The 17688-nt window shown below is 46.3% G+C and carries 18 protein-coding genes and 2 pseudogenes; 19 read left to right on the top strand and 1 reads right to left on the bottom strand.

Annotated elements, in window-relative coordinates; all coding sequences use genetic code 11:
* Nucleotides 1–162: 162 nt before the first annotated feature.
* From IPK01_00605 to IPK01_00630, 6 genes are all read left to right on the top strand, one after another.
* On the top strand, nt 163–405 hold the full coding sequence (locus tag IPK01_00605) for a hypothetical protein (protein MBK7931999.1): 243 nt from the start codon (nt 163–165) through the stop codon (nt 403–405).
* A gap of 158 nt (nt 406–563) precedes the next feature.
* Nucleotides 564–1115: a bifunctional (p)ppGpp synthetase/guanosine-3',5'-bis(diphosphate) 3'-pyrophosphohydrolase gene (locus IPK01_00610; GenBank protein ID MBK7932000.1), complete on the top strand. Its 552-nt coding sequence runs from the start codon at nt 564–566 to the stop codon at nt 1113–1115.
* A gap of 51 nt (nt 1116–1166) precedes the next feature.
* The gene (locus IPK01_00615) at nt 1167–2372 is read left to right on the top strand and encodes a histidine phosphatase family protein (protein MBK7932001.1); all 1206 of its coding nucleotides are present in this window, start codon (nt 1167–1169) and stop codon (nt 2370–2372) included.
* 13 nt (nt 2373–2385) lie between these two features.
* Nucleotides 2386–3168 carry an endonuclease/exonuclease/phosphatase family protein gene (locus IPK01_00620; protein ID MBK7932002.1) on the top strand — a complete coding sequence of 261 codons (783 nt, stop codon included), beginning with the start codon at nt 2386–2388 and terminating at the stop codon, nt 3166–3168.
* A gap of 631 nt (nt 3169–3799) precedes the next feature.
* Entirely contained in the window at nt 3800–4018 is a 219-nt protein-coding gene (locus tag IPK01_00625; GenBank protein ID MBK7932003.1) for a hypothetical protein, read from the top strand.
* Nucleotides 4019–4179: 161 nt separating this feature from the next.
* Nucleotides 4180–4764 (top strand): hypothetical protein, encoded by a 585-nt coding sequence (locus tag IPK01_00630; GenBank protein MBK7932004.1) that lies wholly within the window; start codon nt 4180–4182, stop codon nt 4762–4764.
* Nucleotides 4765–4976: 212 nt separating this feature from the next.
* Here IPK01_00630 and dndA read toward each other — a convergent pair whose 3' ends face one another.
* Nucleotides 4977–6107, bottom strand: a complete 1131-nt coding sequence (gene dndA, locus IPK01_00635) for a cysteine desulfurase DndA (GenBank protein MBK7932005.1) — start codon at nt 6105–6107, stop codon at nt 4977–4979.
* Nucleotides 6108–6252: 145 nt separating this feature from the next.
* On the opposite strand from dndA, the gene dndB reads away from it, so the two are divergent.
* The 13 genes and pseudogenes from dndB to IPK01_00700 all read left to right on the top strand — a co-directional run bounded on the left by dndB (nt 6253) and on the right by IPK01_00700 (nt 17005).
* Nucleotides 6253–7350, top strand: a complete 1098-nt coding sequence (dndB, locus tag IPK01_00640; GenBank protein MBK7932006.1) for a DNA sulfur modification protein DndB — start codon at nt 6253–6255, stop codon at nt 7348–7350.
* Nucleotides 7347–8922, top strand: a pseudogene (gene dndC, locus IPK01_00645) (DNA phosphorothioation system sulfurtransferase DndC). The gene dndB and the pseudogene dndC overlap by 4 nt, the downstream one beginning before the upstream one ends.
* A 2-nt stretch (nt 8923–8924) precedes the next feature.
* Entirely contained in the window at nt 8925–9761 is an 837-nt protein-coding gene (gene dndD, locus IPK01_00650) for a DNA sulfur modification protein DndD (protein ID MBK7932007.1), read from the top strand.
* 1 nt (nt 9762) lies between these two features.
* The gene (locus IPK01_00655) at nt 9763–10356 is read left to right on the top strand and encodes a hypothetical protein (protein ID MBK7932008.1); all 594 of its coding nucleotides are present in this window, start codon (nt 9763–9765) and stop codon (nt 10354–10356) included.
* Between the two features lie 91 nt (nt 10357–10447).
* The gene (locus tag IPK01_00660; protein MBK7932009.1) at nt 10448–10963 is read left to right on the top strand and encodes a hypothetical protein; all 516 of its coding nucleotides are present in this window, start codon (nt 10448–10450) and stop codon (nt 10961–10963) included.
* Nucleotides 10964–10989: 26 nt separating this feature from the next.
* A pseudogene (gene dndE, locus IPK01_00665) lies at nt 10990–11384 on the top strand (DNA sulfur modification protein DndE).
* A gap of 494 nt (nt 11385–11878) precedes the next feature.
* Nucleotides 11879–12313: an AAA family ATPase gene (locus tag IPK01_00670; GenBank protein MBK7932010.1), complete on the top strand. Its 435-nt coding sequence runs from the start codon at nt 11879–11881 to the stop codon at nt 12311–12313.
* 106 nt (nt 12314–12419) lie between these two features.
* On the top strand, nt 12420–12686 hold the full coding sequence (locus IPK01_00675) for a hypothetical protein (GenBank protein MBK7932011.1): 267 nt from the start codon (nt 12420–12422) through the stop codon (nt 12684–12686).
* Nucleotides 12687–12909: 223 nt separating this feature from the next.
* Complete coding sequence (locus tag IPK01_00680) at nt 12910–13905, top strand: hypothetical protein (protein ID MBK7932012.1); 996 nt, start codon at nt 12910–12912, stop codon at nt 13903–13905.
* 2 nt (nt 13906–13907) lie between these two features.
* Complete coding sequence (locus IPK01_00685; protein MBK7932013.1) at nt 13908–14372, top strand: DNA phosphorothioation-associated protein 4; 465 nt, start codon at nt 13908–13910, stop codon at nt 14370–14372.
* A 315-nt stretch (nt 14373–14687) separates the two neighbouring features.
* A complete protein-coding gene (locus tag IPK01_00690; protein MBK7932014.1) occupies nt 14688–16037 on the top strand; it encodes a DEAD/DEAH box helicase family protein in 1350 nt (449 codons plus the stop codon).
* A 61-nt stretch (nt 16038–16098) separates the two neighbouring features.
* The gene (locus tag IPK01_00695) at nt 16099–16557 is read left to right on the top strand and encodes a hypothetical protein (protein ID MBK7932015.1); all 459 of its coding nucleotides are present in this window, start codon (nt 16099–16101) and stop codon (nt 16555–16557) included.
* A 34-nt stretch (nt 16558–16591) separates the two neighbouring features.
* Nucleotides 16592–17005, top strand: a complete 414-nt coding sequence (locus tag IPK01_00700) for a hypothetical protein (protein MBK7932016.1) — start codon at nt 16592–16594, stop codon at nt 17003–17005.
* Nucleotides 17006–17688 lie beyond the last annotated feature (683 nt).

Here is a 17688-nt window from a genome sequence, read left to right on the forward strand (position 1 = left end):
ACTCTGTCGAGAACGAGGAAGCTGTCGCCGAGTTGCGTTTGACGTCAAATCAGCGGTGTTAAATGCCGGGAAGTGTTCCTGTCTTGCGGCCCAAGTTTTGAATGACCAGAGGCATCGGAAAGCCACACAGTGGCAGATTGTGAAATAGTGGAGGAAGAAGGAATGAAAGAACCATTGACACGGGCAGAGATCGGTAAGTACCTCTCGGCCCTTGATGTAGAGGAAATTAAAGCGGGCGAGGCGTACGCAGCCCAAATGTCTGAGTCTACAGCGGACTTGGGCGACTTGGTGTTCGCGTACAAACCCGAGGATGAGGCCAAGGGGCTCAAATTGGCTGGGATATTTGGACGTCTCGGGGGGGTTGTCGAGAGAACACTTTCGAAAGACGGTGCGGCCTTCGACTGATCGTAGCTCGGGTTATCTTTGGCAAAAGCATTGCCGTATAGGACGGCCTGCTCTTGATCCAGATCGCGATAATCGTCACCCATGTTACTATCCCGTTTGAAAGGAAATTCGATCCGTGGGCTTGAGGACTATTTTTTGATTCGGTTAGGAACAAACAAATGAATAATATTTGGCAACAAGAAAAATATCTTAACGCGTGCAAATTCGCCGCCGAGGCACACAATGGCCAACTGGTGCCCGGCACCGACTTGCCTTATCTCGTCCACCTCAGCCTCGTCAGCATGGAAGTGATCGCGGCGATCGGCACGGACGACAGATACGAAGCAGATCTCGCGATGCAATGTGCTTGGCTGCACGACACGATCGAAGACACAAAAACGTCCTACGACGACATTGCCGATAACTTTGGTGCCGAGGTTGCTCGGGGGGTGCAGGCCCTGACTAAGGACAAGAGATTAACGAAGACAGACCAAATGCCGGACAGTTTGAAATGGATCAAAACGCAGCCAAAAGAAGTCTGGGTCGTAAAGATGGCGGATCGGATCACCAATCTGCAACCTCCTCCGCCCAAATGGTCCCAGGAAAAAATCGCCAAATACCGAATAGAGGCGCTGTTGATCCACGCCGAACTAAAGGAAGCTAACGAAATGCTGGCGGATCGCCTTTATGAGAAGGCAGAAGCCTACAAGGCATTTATCAAGTCAATATGAAGAGGAAGTGCATCAACTTCCCGGACTCATGTCCGTAAGGAGAAATCAATTATGGCAATGCCAAATAATCTGGTGATTGTCCGCCACGGACATTCAGAGGGCAACCTGGCGGTCGATCTAGGCAAGAAAGGCGATGATAGTTTGTTCACGCCCGGGTTTCGAGAGACGCCGGGGCACCAGTGGAGGTTAACAGACGATGGAGTTGAGCAAGCCGGTACGGCTGGCGAATGGATCAAGTCCGAAATCAGCGAGCGGTTTGATCGATACTACGTGTCGCCATTTGTCCGGACCCGGGAAACAGCTGGCCTGCTTGGGCTCCCTGATGCGGAGTGGCGAGTCGACCAGCGGTTGAGGGAACGTGATTGGGGAGAGATAGGGTCGATGCCGCGAGCCGAGTTCAAGGCTAAGTACAGCCAGAGTGCGTTTTTGAAAAAGATCGATGCACTCTATTGGCGGCCTCCGTCAGGTGAATCGATCGCGGATGTGCGGTTGCGAGTAAGATCGTTCTTCGATACTCTCCACCGGGAATGCGAAGGACAGAGCGTGATAGTGGTAACGCACGGTGAATTTATGTCTGCGGCACGGGCCGCTCTCGAGTACATGAGTGACGAGGAATGGATGTTTGCGGACAGTGACCCGGACCAGAAGATCCGCAATACCCACGTTTATCATTATTCCCGACAAGATCCCGAGACTGACTCGCCCCAGAAGTACTTAAGTTGGGTTAGAAAGGTCTGTCCCTGGCGAGACGAAGGAGAAGCCGTTTGGAAGACGATAGTTCGAAGGCGGTTCTCGAACGAAGAACTTCTACAACAGGTCAGCGGTATCGGTCCGATTCTAGTTTCGTCGGTTGCGAACCCAAAGGAAACTGCTTTCGAGTTTGTTCACCTCCCGGAAACACCTTGGACAACCTACTTCGAGGCATTCCCTGTAAATCCCATGTCGGGCGAATACAAGTTAGTGCCGGTGGACGAACTGATCCTGACGAAGGGGCCCGAAAATGACGTTAGGGTGACGAACCGTTTGAGCCCGGTAGAACGAGCCCATCGGTTTATGGCAGATTTGGTGAACGGAGTACCCGGAGCCGGAAAAAGGGCCCCGATCGAAGTCCGGTCCAACGCAAACGGCACCTATTCGGTGGTCGACGGCAACGCCACAACAGCAGTAGCCAAAATTCTGGGTTGGAAGGAATTGCCGGTTCATGTCATTGAGGATCAAGCACCCGCGGGGACTTCTGATTTCAACGATGAGGAATAATTTAAGGGCTTCGATGAGACTCAAAACACTTCAATGGAATATCGGCGGCGGACGCATTTACAAGAGCGGTGCGGACCCGCTCGATCCGGCTTCATATTCCGAAGACGGCATCGACTCAATCGTTGAACTGATCAGACGCGAGGATCCGGACGTGATTACGCTCCAGGAAACCCATGAAGCGGGCGATAATTCACAACCCGGAATCATTGCGAGTGCTCTCGGATACAGATTCTGGCTAAACCATACGACGGGCAGTTCATTCATCGACACATCGATGCATATTGGGCAGGCCGTCATTTCGAGGTATCCGATAATATCGAGCAGTTTTTTGCCGTTTACAAATCCTAAGTTCGAGGTGCTTAAGGATGGTGAGTTGATCCGTTCAAAAAACGGCGGGCTGACGACTTGCATTGTCGAGTTGTCTGCCGGCGTTCGGGCTCAGATAAGGACCTTCCACATGGTTCCGTTTCACTTTTTCGGCGTCGATCTGAAAGCTCAGGCGGCCCTTGATGCTTTGAGCGAAGTTGATATTTGCCTAACATCGGATACCGCAAGGCGGGCAATATTTCAAGGAGACTTCAATATCAATTCAGCGACAATGAGAGAGTACTTTCCCAGGTTGTTCGCGGCTGGCTGCGTTGAAATCGTACAGACCGACCCAAGTACTCCTAAGGGTAAGTCACTCGACCACATTATCTACAAGGGGCTGTTAATGGAAAGCACCCGTGTAATCAACCAATGTCGAACTGATCACTTTCCGATCGTAGCAGAATTCCGAGAAAACAGACGACAGTGACACGGGGGCGTTAGTCATTGGTCGCTTCGGGGCGCTCACGTTGCAGATAAAAGGTGCCTGCAACTCGGTTAATATATCCCTATCGATCACAATTAGAGGTCGTGTTTTTAGTGCTCACCAGGCCATGTGTAGAATATTTGACTAAGAGCAACTCCTCAAAATTGTTTTTGGCAGATTCAAGTTCGTGATTTGAATAGATTCGATATGGGAAATATAAAGGCAGAGCAGACGTTGGAGCGATTATCACAGTTGAATGGACAGGAACGCATCGATGCATTGATCGACCTCTTATATTCTAAGGACCGGGCCCAATTAACCGGGGATCAATACATGGACTTGGGATTGCCCGGGGTTAATGAGATGTCTCGTTTATATGGTGCTGCCAGCTCAAACGGCACATTCGAATGGCCATCGGAGCCTCTTGAGACCAGATGGAGGTGCTCTCATCTTGGCACTTGTATGACACTGGATCCGGGATACGTATGCACCAGAAGATATAGCAGACATGTTGGAGGACAGTCTAACTGAAGAACGGTTGGAGGAGCTGCGAAACGGAAGCCCGGTCCTTGACGAAGAATGGGAACAAGTAGAAGACTCTTGTGAGTTATCCGAATCTGATAGTAGCAATTCAGTGGTCGCGTTCGAAACAAACGACACGCTTGGCCGGAGCATGTATTTTGTTGCAGAGTTCGGCGATTGGGGCACCAATCTGGGATGTAGCGGCCCCTATATCGATAATGAGGACCTGCTGGTCAGGTACACAAAGGACGATGTCACGGTGTTTGAGGATGTTGATGACTGCTGGGAAGCATTTACGCCCAACGGGTTTCCAATTAAGAACGAAAAGTGATGACTAGCCGCCCTTAAGTTGGCCGCTTAGGTAACTCCCCAAAACAAGGATACGGGTAACGGCGGGCTTGCCATCGATCGACGTACATTCAAAATAAATTGCTAGGGTAAAGTGCGGTGAATATAGATAGAAAAATTGAGCTAGACGAGCTTCCTGATTGAGTGGCTAAACGCGAAAATGAAGAAAATCAGAAGAAGATTGGAGACTTAAGGACCTGGGAGTTGAATAAGTTAATTCGCGAAACAATGTATATGGAAGCCCACAATGGCAAACTGCCCTTGTTAAATCGTGATCGCAGAAAAGTGGTAATTGCGTCGCTCGTTGTCTTGATTCTTGTCGCCTTTATCGATTTCTTCGGTGTTCGGTCATATTGGCTCAGTAACACGTTTAGCGATTTTAATCTGGTCGAATCCGTTTCAATCGGAATCGATAGAATCCAAAGGGGATGGCAATCCCTTCGAAAATCGATTGACTACAAACGGGCGACCCACATCGACCCCGATGACGCAAAGGTTTTGATTTATGACGCCTTTGATCACCGTCACCTGCATATTTCTCTTTTCAGTGAAGTATCGCAAGAGTTTGAAACCACGCCGGACTCTACTCTGTGGTCGCTGGAAAACAACTTCACCGAGTCGTTTAAGAAGCTGAAGCCGATATCGCAGTTCAAAGCAGCGGCCAAGTTGCCAGGACTCCTCGATTTCCAACTGGCTAGAATCCACAAACGGCCACCTTGGGCCGCTTAGACACACTAACTTCAAAAGTATAAGTGTGTATCTTTTAACAAACGAACTTGTGGCTTCGCCTTTCTTAAGTTAAAAAAACGCCTTGGAATGCTCCTTACCCGCATCTATGAATGATAGGAAAGATATCGCACTTTCAACCAAAGCCCTCTTTGACCGAATTTTGTCCAGCAACGGAAATGTCGATTGCCGGATTTTCGGTTTCAGTCGCGAACCTAATCAAAATAGGACTGAATAAGCAATTTTACTTGAGTCCAGTCTGGATGTTCAGACATATGGCACCACGAAATTCGTATCGCTCCCTTTATTTCGTCTTCCTTTAGCCCCATTGCCTTGAGAACGTGACTAGGTTGATAGCTATGTGATGTACATGCAGAACCATTTGAGATCGCCATATTGGATTTAAGCGCAACCATTAGGGCTTCTGAGTCGATACCTGGGAACGATAAATTGATGGCGTTCGGCATCGTACTTTCCGCAACGCCATTGATCCTTGGATTAAGTGGCAAAAGTTCAGTAAGTAAGTGTTGTTTGAATTCTTCGCAATGCGTAATCCGTTTCTGCCAGTTCTTTGCTGCCAACTCTGAGGCAAGGCCAAGGCCCGCAAGAAGATGTACAGGTAACGTGCCCGGCCGGAGTCCACGTTCTTGGCCGCCGCCAAACATAAGCGGCCGAATGGGAAGGCGGTTGTACCCGCGGCGGCGGGCGATTAGGGCACCTACTCCCTTAGGAGCGTAGATTTTGTGACCGCTAATACTAATTAGATCAATTCGTGGGTTTTTTAGGGTTGGAATTTCTTTGCCAAAACCCTGAGCCGCATCCACATGGAAGAAAGCTGAACGCCCTTTCAATTGTTCGCTGATTTCACCTATGGGCTGAATCGCACCTGTCTCGTTGTTGACGTGCATGACTGATACAAGCAAGGTGTCCTCACGTACATTAGCGCAAATCCTATCAGCCGATACTATTCCGTTGCGATCGGGATCGACGATCGTAACTTCGAATCCTTGCTCCCTTAGTTGGTGCAGGGGCTCTAGTACCGCTTTATGTTCAATTGACGTACTAACGATATGCAATTTTCCCGTCTCCGCCCCAAACTGAGCCAGCCCAAGAATCGCGATGTTATTACTCTCGGTTGCACCACTCGTGAACACGACTTCCGAAACTTCACTGGCAACGACCGCCGCAACTTGAGCCCGAGCGTTTTCGACGGCCCGTTGAGCCCGCATGCCAAACTCATGCGTTCTGCTACCTGAGTTGCCGAATTCCTCAGTCAAAAAATACATAACAATGTCCTTTACAGCGGGTTCGAGCGGAGTTGTAGCGTTGCAATCAAGATAGATCATTCTATGTTTCGTTGTACATCAAAAATAAGAGAATGTATGTTATTTCTATTTGACAAAATAACAAACTAGACGACATAATGCAATCGAAACAAAATTATTTAGTCAAGTTATTGGATGCCGACAATTTTGTTCGACAGAATTTACCGTGAGTTCATCATTCGAGTATATCTTCCCTGCAATAAAGGGCATTCAAGCGAGACGCGAGTACTTCGTTTCCATGTGCCCACTTCGCCTTATTCCGAAGATCTTTATTTTTGATGAGGAGGAACTTCCCGCTGACGTCAGGGCTCAAAGGACGTTAAACAAGAATCGGTTGCCGGAAATCGTAAACTACCTTATTAAAAATCCTGGTGATTACACCTTTTCAGCTCTGACCGCGTCAATTGATGGAGAGGTTACATTTGAGTCGTACGACGAGGGTTTGGGAGACCGACAATTAGGCCGACTTCGTGTTCCAATGACCGCGCGATTCATAATTAATGACGGACAGCACAGACGTGCTGCGATTGAGCTAGCGATGCGTGAAAAGCCAGAGCTGGCTGACGAGAGTATTGCGGTTGTGTTCTTCGTGGATCGAGGCTTGGAAAGATGCCAACAGATGTTTGCGGATCTTAATAGGTATGCCATAAGGCCATCAAAGTCGATTGGGGTTCTTTACGATCATCGGGATCAAATGGCGAAGCTAGCGAAGTTAATAGTCTTAAGGATTCCGCTTTACCATGATCTTGTTGACATGGAAAAAAGCACCCTCGCTTTGAGGTCACGAAAGCTCTTCACTCTTAGTGCAATTTATACCGCTACGAATGCTCTATTTGCGTCCTATAAGGATGATTCGATTGCCGAGCGGGCAAGGCTTGGCGAGTTTTATTGGAATGAAATTGCAAAGCAATTTCCCGATTGGAAACTTGTCAGAGATGGACGAATCCCTTCGAGTCAGATTAGAACCAATTATATCCATTCTCATGGAATTACTCTTCAGGCGATGGGAAAACTTGGCTCCCAATTATTGACTTATGAACAGGATGAAATCCGATCGAAATTGATGCTTCTGAAACAAATTGACTGGTCACGTGCGAACACCAAATTATGGGAGGGACGAGCCATGATTGGAGGACGTATATCGAAGTCAGAGTCGAACGTGATATTAACGACTAATGTTCTAAAACGGCAGCTTGGGCTTGGCCTCACGCCCGAAGAGCAGGCATTCGAGAATGCATTCTTAAGCGGAGAAAACAAGAAATGACAACTACAACAAAAAATTCGGTCTTTCGGGAGTTCGGATTGAAAAACATGGTCGAGGGGCTACTGGAAGAGATTTCTGTAATGTATGCCTCTGACGAAATTCCGTGGGTAGTTGGGTACAGCGGGGGCAAAGATTCAACGGCCGTTCTTCAGCTGATCTGGATGGCACTCGAAAGAATGCCCGAAGAGGACCGGAAGAAACCTGTGCACGTGATTACAACTGACACATTGGTTGAGAATCCAATCGTCGCAGCGTGGGTGAATAGGTCAATGGTTAGAATTAGGCAAAGTGCCAACGAAAGTGGCTTGCCTATTTTCTCACCGGCTCACGCCGGAAGTGGCGGATACTTTCTGGGTAAATCTGATTGGAAGAGGGTATCCCGCGCCAAAGTCCAAATTCCGTTGGTGTACCGAGCGGTTGAAAATTAAGCCTTCGAACCAGTTCATAAAGAATGTGGTCAAAGAGAATGGCGAAGCGATCGTTGTTCTTGGTACACGCAAATCTGAAAGCTTGAACCGAGCTCGTTCAATGGAGAAACTTGAGCGAAAACAGGTTCGAGACAAGTTGAACATCCGACCCAACCTGATTAACTCATTCGTTTACAGCCCGGTTGAAGACTGGTCGAATGATGATGTCTGGATGTTTTTGATGCAATACCCGAATGCTTGGGGGTTCGACAACAAGGATCTGCTTACGATGTATAAGGGAGCATCCGCAGATGGTGAGTGCCCACTGGTTGTTGACAGCACAACACCAAGCTGCGGTGATAGTCGTTTTGGTTGTTGGGTGTGCACGGTAGTGGATAAAGACCGTTCGATGTCAGCAATGGTTCAAAACGACGATGAAAAGGAATGGATGCGGCCGCTTTTGGATCTGCGAAACGAGCTCGACCCGCGAGATGAATTTGGAAATAGAAATGATCGTTCCCTGCGTGATTTTCGAAGAATGGATGGAAGCGTTACGTTATACAACGATTCAAGTATTCCTGGACCATATACTGAGGAGGCAAGGATAAATTGGCTAAGGAAAATTCTCTCAGTTCAAGAATGGATAAGGGCGAATGGACCTGAAGCAGTAAGGGACATCGAGCTAATTACGTTACCAGAATTACGTGAAATTAGACGCATTTGGGTTATCGACAAACATGAAATCGAAGACGTTCTGCCACACGTTTATAAAGAGGAGACGGGGGTCGACTTCCCAGACTGGGATTTAGATGAAAAGTCCGTGTTGGGAACAGACGAAGTACAGATTTTGAAGGATATTTGCGGGGACGATAACATCCTTTATCAGCTTACAAGAGAGTTAATAGATGTAGAGAACAGATTCAGAACTGCCAACAAGCGGGCGGGGCTGTATTCGGCGATCGAGAAGGCCTTTCGACGTAATTTTTACAACGACATTGAAGATGCCAGATCGCGTGCTCAACGTCGTAAGGTAGTAAGCAATCTGTCCGAATTGCGTGGAACGAATTTTTCCCAAGTTGAAAATGACACAAATCAATCTGTGTTTGACCAATATGAGGGAATAGATATTGACGGGCTGATTGAACAGGTCGGCCGAGAGGGGTAAGCGTGTTAATTGAAGAATTAGAACTTTACAATTTCGGTGTTTACAAAGGGCGGCACGTTGTCAACCTGCACTCGATCAGAAAAGAAGCTCCGATTATTTTGATTGGTGGGCTTAATGGAGATGGCAAAACGACATTTCTCGATGCTCTCCAACTGGCTCTGTACGGAAGGAGGGCCCGTTTCGCAAAACGGGGAAACGTTTCATACGATACATACCTAAAGAACTCTATCACTAGGGGGGTCCCTCAGGCGGCTGGTGCATCAGTGTGCATACAATTTCGCCTTCGGGTTTCCGGACAAGACCAAACATTTCGAATTTCGCGTTCGTGGAGTTACCAGAAACATCGGATTGTTGAGAATGTCAAAGTGGAAGTAGACGGGCGAGATGACCGTGTTTCCGCTGAACGATGGAATGAAATAATAGATGAATATATGCCCGTCGGAATTTCCCAGCTTTTCTTCTTTGATGGCGAGAAGATCGAAGCCCTGGCTGACGAGGGCAAAGCCAGAGAATTACTTTCCAAAGCAATCAAGTCTCTTCTCGGATTAGATTTGGTCAGTCAATTATCAACCGACCTTGCTGTATTTGAATCACGTCAACGGATGGTACACAAGAGTCGAGATGAGAAGGCCGAGCTTGAGAATTTACGACATCAAATCAACGAAATCGAAAAAACTCGTGCTTCATATGTTGACGCCCAGGCCCACTTGCAAACGAATGAGGTTGATAAGTACGAACGGCGACTGGATAATTTATCTCGCGATTATTTGCGAAAGGGTGGACAGCTTGCTGAAGAACGCGAAAAGGTTGAGTCGGACCGGGCGCGAGCTAATCGGTAAATTGAATGAGACCAATACGGCATTAGTAGATCTTGCTGGAGGCGTCTTTCCACTATTCCTAGTGAAAGCATTGTTGTCAAAGATTCACAGTCAAGTGCATGTGGAACTTCAGGCTGATCAGAACGATCTAATTCTCACCACGTTGGAAGAACGTGACGAAGCCCTTTTGGATTCCCTTAAGTCGATTGAATTGAGTTCCGTTATTCGAGCATATTTGGAACAACATCTCCGGTCCGATCGCCTGGGGAGAAGTAACACGTTAAAGATTGATCGCTTTATAGAACTTAGCCCACATGGAAATGCACAGTTAAGATCCCTCTTAAACGGTGATGTTCTAAGCCATACGAGGCCAAAATTATTGTTCTTTTTGGAGTTGGTTCAAACCCTTGGGACCGGAATTTATGACTTGGACCGAAAATTGGCGGGTACTCCGGATATCGACTCCATTGCCACAATCCGCGAAGAAATCGGACAAGTTAAGAAGATGCTTGAAGAGAGCAGAATAAAGCTAGCCGCCCTCAATCTCGAGGAAAAGCGATTAGCCTCAAAGAAGGACGAGCTTCAAGGCAAATGGATTCGTCACCTTCAAAACTAATCTTGAATCGACGCTTGAAGGTGAGGATGCACTCCGAATTCTGGGTCATTCTACAAAAGTTCGGCAGGTGATAGCTGACCTAAGTCGTCGAATGCTCGAAAAGCAAACAGGACATATTTCCGACCTGATTTTTGATTCGTTTACGAGTTTACTCAGAAAGAAGAGTTTGGTTTCGAGCTTGAAGATAAATATCGATGACTTTTCGATGGAAATTATGGGTGCCAATGATCAACGTTTATCCCCGGATGATCTTTCGGCGGGAGAACGACAACTACTTGCTGTGGCAATGCTTTGGGGGCTTGCCCGTGCGTCAAATCGGCCGTTACCAGCGGTAGTTGACACGCCGCTAGGAAGACTAGATGCAGGGCATCGGATCAATTTGGTTCAGAACTACTTTCCTTATGCTAGCCACCAAGTTTTCCTTCTATCCACGGACGAAGAAATTGACTCGGACCTCTATGATGTAATTCGTCCATTTGTTAGTCGGAGCTATACATTAAAATTCGATGATACCGAGAACGCAACGACTATAACCGATGGGTACTTTGGGTTCGCCTTAACTGAAGCCATTGGTACCAAGGGATTGTCAGCGGATGCAGCTGTTTAGAATAGACGTCTTTAACTGGAGAAATTATGTCCATCGAAACCATTCGCCTATCACAACAGGCTAAGGAACAGTTAATTCGCATAAAACGTGCTACTGGCATCCAAAATTGGAATGTCATTTGTCGTTGGGCATTTTGTGTTTCGTGTCAGAGCCATCGACGCCAGCCCCGATCAGGATCGTGACCGATAGCTCCGTAGAAATGAAATGGAATGTCTTCGGAGGAGAATTCCAAGAGATATATCTTGCCTTGCTAAAACAGAGAATCAAGAACGATGGAATGGGACTCGACGAAGAGACTCTCGCAAGTCAGCTGAAGCTCCATTTGCATCTAGGTATTGGATATTTGGCAAGCAAGGTAAGTAACAAGCAAATTTCGGATATCAGCGGACTATTTTCGCTTCTTCCGGATTCGAATGACTAGTACTATTGTCTAACTCAAGCTCACTAGTTGATGTTCATTTTGTTAAGGCTTGATTCAGGGTTTAACAAAACCGTGGAAGACCCGCAATCCCCGCAGTCCAACGAGACTGTACTGAGTTTTCCCTTCGGGTTCTTGCTGCTCCAACCCCTCCACCTTCAATCGCAACGCTAAGTCCTTGACTTCACAACATTTTACTGTTAAAACTTCGTTACAAAGCGGTTGTCACTATCTTATTGGCTTTTCGCAATTATTTTCCTAATATTTGCCGGGCCCAACCGGATACGAACTCCCTGATAATTTTCCATGTCCATAGCTTGCAACCGACAAAACCCGACATCATTATGGAAGAAATTTCACAAGAACAATTAGAGAACTTCGTAAAGCAAGTGGTCAATATCGAACGAAAATATGGCTACGAACTTAGAAACGTTACAACCGAAAGACAACAAGAAATTGGGAAATGGCTGAACAAATTCATCTCGAGGAATTCTTGAATGATAATCCGGAAAATTAGCCTCGAGAATTTTCGACAATTCTACGGCACTCAAGAACTTGATTTTTCAACCAGTACGGAAAAAAACGTAACGTTGATCCACGCAGAGAACGGGTTCGGGAAAACGACCCTTCTAAATGCTGTTTTGTGGACCTTCTTTCATCAAACGACTACGAAATTTGAAAAGCCAGACGAGATCGTTAACTACGAGGCTGTTCGGGAGCGGACTAAATATGCCAAAGTTAGCGTTGAATTTCAGCATGAATCCAAATTGTACGAAGCTACACGGATTCACGATGACGAAAGTGTCGGTTCCAATAAGACCAAATTTACAATTTCAAGCATTAGTGAAAATGGCCATTACAGTAGCTTAGAGTCTCCTGAAACCTTTATTCGAACGGTTATTCCGGCGGAAATGGCAAAAGTATTTTTTTGACGGGGAAGCCGCGGAGAGCTTTACATCTGCGAGAAATTTCAAGGTCATAAGCGAAGCAATCAAGAACATTTTAGGCTCAACGCTTGCGAAAGCGGCTATCGCTGATTTGAAAGATATTGAAAAGGCGGTGGTTAAAAAACTCTCCCAATTGCCTGGTCAAGACAAGCTTCGAGAGATTGAATTACAAGTTACTAAGTTAGATGAAGCTCTCGAAAAAACCGAAACCCAGATATCTGAGCTTGAGGATGAGCGTAACGAATTGAATGAGTTGCTTAATGAGGTGACTGAAAAGTTAAGAAATTTAGCTGGTGCAGAAACAAATTCAAGAACGTCAGAGACGAGAAGGAGAGATTACTTCATCGAACAAAAATGAAATTGATGACATTCGAAGAGACATCATAGACTGGATTGGGCGGAAGGGGCTTCATGATCAGTTAGCCAAAGCTGACCTCGGTTTCACTTGATTTCATCGATGAACAGAGCCTTAAGGGTAAGATTCGAGCCCTTACAATGAGGAATTTGTAAGAGGGTTATTGAATAGCGAATCGTGTGTATGCGATCGGCCGATTCAGCCCGGGACCCCAGAATGGAGAGCCGTGAGTGGGCTTTTAAGCAACGCTTCCAACGCAGAAACATTGCGACGGGTGATAAATGCAAGATCAAGGATAAATCAGTTAAAACAGGATGCATACGATGCACCTCAACAGTTGAAAAAACTGAATCAAATACACGCGGGCAGATTAGAATTCAGGTCTCAGCTTGAACACGAAGTTGGTGAATTGGGTGTTCAAATCCAGGGCTTGAATGTGATCGAAATCAACGAACTCGAAACGGGTCGGCAAAATGCTCAAAAAAGAATTCAGGAGGTCAGTCAGCAAATCGGTAGTCGTCAATTAGCAATTGGGAGCTACCAGAAGCAAAAAAAGGTTCTGGAGAAGGAATTGGCTAGCATCGCGGCTCAAAACACGGTATCGGCCGCACTTTGGTTTCGCAAACAACTGCTTGAGCGTGCAGGTTTGTTTATCGCTGGACTTCTCGAGACATATGAAGAGGAAGCACGTTCTTCGATTGAGGATGAAATAACGCGAATTTTAGAAGAAGTTGCTCACAGGCCTTACAAATGCAAAATCGAAAGTAATTTCTCGATTGATCTCACCTTCGCGGATGGTCGGTCAGTTCCTAGGAGCGGCGGGGAGAACCAACTTCTGAGCCTACTTTTTATTGGGGCACTTATCCAATTTGCTGGCTCGAGAATGAATGAGACAAGATTTATTTTAAAACCGGGCACGATTGCACCGTTGATCTTAGATGCTCCGTTCGGGCAACTCGATCCTTATTATCAAAGGGACGTCGCTTTCCACATTCCGAAATTGACCCACCAAGTGGTTCTTTTGGTTAGTAGTTCGCAAGGTAATGAAGGCGTTTTGAAAGCACTTGAACCATTTGTTGGAGCAGAATACGTACTTGTGTCTGAGAATCGAGAAAATATGGGAAATAGAGGTGTAACCGAGTTAACGTTAAATGGAACCAGTTATGTGACATCGCTGTTTGAACAGCCGAAGACAATGACCAGAATCGAAAGGATAAGGTAGGCATGAGAGCAATAAGAAGAAGTGAAGAGTTCGAGAATCTTGTTCAGAAATTGGGTAACACAGAGCATCCGGTGACGAAGAAATCTTTGTTTCCTACCATTCGGGACGTTATATGTTTTGCCGGAATTTTAGGGTTTGAACATGACTCCCGGAAGCCACTTTCATCCAACACGAATGAAGTTGATGCCCGAATATGGAGTAATAGTCAACAAGCACTTGACCTTGTCTATCTCATTGCTTTGGCTTCTGAAAAGGATGGGGAGATTCTGCGAGAAGAGAATGAAGACAAAATGGTTCAAATATTTGAAGAGTATGCCCAAGGAGGGCTTGAGATTGTCGAAAGTTGGATGAAGCAATCCCCTTTTGATCAAAATGGAGATCAGGCGCTCCTTGTTGCGTTTAAGGCCCACGGTTTTCTTGACCAATCTACAGATTCGGAAATAGCAATCCCCGACATTTCATTCTAATGGGCCTCAGAGACCTAAACTTAAAGTCGGTATATCGAACAAACGAAGACAACATCGTCTCGGACTTTTATATACCAGCATTAGAGAAATCGGTTAAATATGACAGGGCCGTTGGTTTCTTCTCGGCTGGCATGCTCTCCTATGCTGCGAAAGGGCTCTCTGCTTTTGTTCAGAATGGCGGGTATATCCGTCTGATTTTTGGCGGCGAACTTCAGCCGGAAGATTATCGGCAATTAAGTCCGGTTACGAACTTCGGGATAGTTCTCTTGAGAACATTCAAAATACTTTCGCTTCCGGAATTTGATAAAACCGTCGATGGGGTTAGCGACAGCCTTTTTTACTCGGCGCCTAGAATTGCTCTCTTTTCTAGTTGCAAATGGCCAATTAGAAATTAAGGTCGCCCTTCGTCGGCGAGGCATGTATCACGAAAAAATAGGGGTATTTACAGATCCGGACGGTGACAAGATTATTTTTCAGGGATCAGCAAATGAGACAGCCTATGCCCTTTTGCCTGATTTTAATTTTGAGTCAATTAACGTTTTCCAGAGTTGGCGGCCTCAGTTTACTGAACATTTCGAGCCCTACGTTAGTGGTTTTGAGAAGCTATGGAATAATGCTACTAAGGACACGTTGGTCATCGGCTTTCCAAAAGCCTCAAAAGACAAACTGATTACAATTGCAAGGCGGGCCCCCAAACTACTCACAACTACGGTCGAAATTGGATTGGACAAAGAAGCAACATTGGAGTTCGACGAGGAACTTCCTTGTGACTCACCTGAAGTCCCAAAATACTTGGGTGGTGACGAGTTTTCAATACGTGAACATCAAAGACTAGCTCTTGAATCATGGAAATCTAGCGACTTGCATGGGGTTATGGCTCTTGCGACTGGTGCGGGCAAGACTATCACGGCTATTTACGGAGCGGTGAAGATATTTGAGGCAACTAAGAAGCTCTTCGTCGTGATAGCGGTGCCTTACCAAAGTCTAGCTGACCAATGGGTGGAAATACTTACAAAATTCAAGATTTATCCGGTTAAGTGTTATGTTAGCTCTGCTCTTTGGGTAGAGCAATTTACACAAAAGACAGCCTTATATAATGATGGCTCATTAAATTTTGTCTGTGCCGTTGTCGTGAACGCCACACTTCAGTCGGCAAACTTCCAAGCAATCATTCGTACCGTACCGTCAACTAATTTCCTATGGATCGGTGATGAATGTCACCATCACTCAAGCGAGAACCTACTAAAAGCTCTTCCTAAGAATGCTAATATGCGTCTCAGTTGTCCGCGACGCCTGAAAATGCCGTGGAACGATGCCAATTCGAAGTTGCTTGGTTACTATGGTCCAATTGTTTCTTCATATTCGCTGGCTCAGGCGTTGGCCGACGGCGTCCTCACACCTTACAAATACTATCCAATTTTAGTAGATCTTACCGAGGCAGAGTCCGCTGAATATGAGGAACTGAGTGTTAAGATTGCCCAAGCGGCCGCCGCTGCTCAGGGAGGCGTTCCAGATCCAGATTCGAACGAAGGGTTAAAATTACTGCTAATCAAACGAGCGCGAATTCTTGGTAAGGCCGAAAATAAGCCGATACTTTTGAAACAACTTCTTGCCGACAAAGCACCGCAGCCACTGTCACTTTTTACTGCGGTGACGGGAGCCTGAAGACGAAGATTCTGGTGAAACTACGAGGCAGGTCGATGTAGTATCGAAGACTCTTTATAAGTTGGGTTGGCGATGTTCACATTTTACAGCTAGAGAATCTCGGGCGGAACGGGTCAACATATTGGATAACTTCCGAACGGGAATGATTGATGCTATGGTGGCCATCAAGTGCCTGGACGAAGGTATTGATGTTCCCGCGTGCAAGACTGCATATATTCTTGCGAGCAGCCGTAACCCCAAGCAATTTATCCAACGTCGTGGACGCATATTGCGCCGCTCGCCGGGAAAGGAATATGCCGAGATTTATGATTTTATTGTTAAGATCCCGCACGGGATACTTGAAAACAGTGACTATGAGGAACGACTTGTACTTGCTGAGTTCGAACGGGTTATTGAATTTGCTTCACTAGCGGTCAATTCTGTCGATACTCTCAAAACGTTGAAACCGGTTCTGACTCAATACGATAAGCAACATCTATTGACTCGCCTCTATACGGATTCTGAGTCTGCCCAGTCCTGATTACTCTGCGAGACAAAAAAATGAACGGTAGCGGATGCAGCACAATTATTTCAAGGTTTGTGAACCAGTAGCAAATTCTCCCTACTCCTTTCTTCCGAATCTTATATTCGGCTCGCTGGCAATGACCGCACGGACGCATGATCTTGAATCGCTCCAATTTTCTGACCATTTCAATATTTTGGATAAAAACGCGACTCTTAGGATTCATTTGATTCCTGTGGTCCAGAGTGCCCCAAAACCCGTCAGAACTTGGACCAAAATAGCCCGCGTATTCTCCCTGAGCGTCGGACCGATAGAAAAAGACTCCGCCATTATCGTCGACACCGAACAGACGATATCCGGCACCCGCGCTCCCGGATCGGAGTTAGACCTCGCTTTGTCCCTGTATGTATTGGATTGGCATAAGATTGAGGATAAGGAATTTAGAAGATTATTGAAAGATGAATAAGGCAAGATACCTCACGAAATCCCGCTTCTTCCAATTTTGGATCAGCCCCTCGGCCACCCCCAGCTCTCTAGCAACTGACACCACCGTCTGCCACCAACTACCTTCCTCATCGCCTCCCATGCACTCATCGTCATATTTCCTCATTTTCCCCTCCTAAGATTCATTTTCTAAATCCTACCGTGAGAGTCGTGTCCAGAGAAATTAAACCACTTCAGTAGCAACCCACTGCACATCTGGAGTGTCACCGAGTGATAAATGATTTGGCAGAATGCAGTGAATAAGGCGTCATCACAATCAGTGAAGTTTCGAGTAAAGAAATTTGCAATGAGCAAGTCGCCTTTTTCCCAAGCGACCCGACATCGTTTTCGCTTTGGGCCGATGGCGCCGAAGTCGATCCGATTTTACTTACTTTGTCTGGACACTCAAACCCGAGAAGGACTTTCCTAAATCGACTCCGCGTAGTCCTAATTTTAGTCCTATGGACAAAAGGACGGTAATGTTTCCGTCTTTCGCATTTTGTAAATGCCTGTAGTTATTAGAGTTATATGAAGCCGGTGATAAGACTCGAACTTACGACCTGATGATTACAAAAGCTCAAAGACTGTTTTCTTAGGTTCGAACTGTTTTTCTAACACTTATCCTATTTGATATTTTGTGATTTCTGTTCGAAATAGATTCCATTA

The sequence above is a fragment of the Acidobacteriota bacterium genome (assembly GCA_016713675.1).
In the GTDB taxonomy this organism is placed as follows: domain Bacteria; phylum Acidobacteriota; class Blastocatellia; order Pyrinomonadales; family Pyrinomonadaceae; genus OLB17.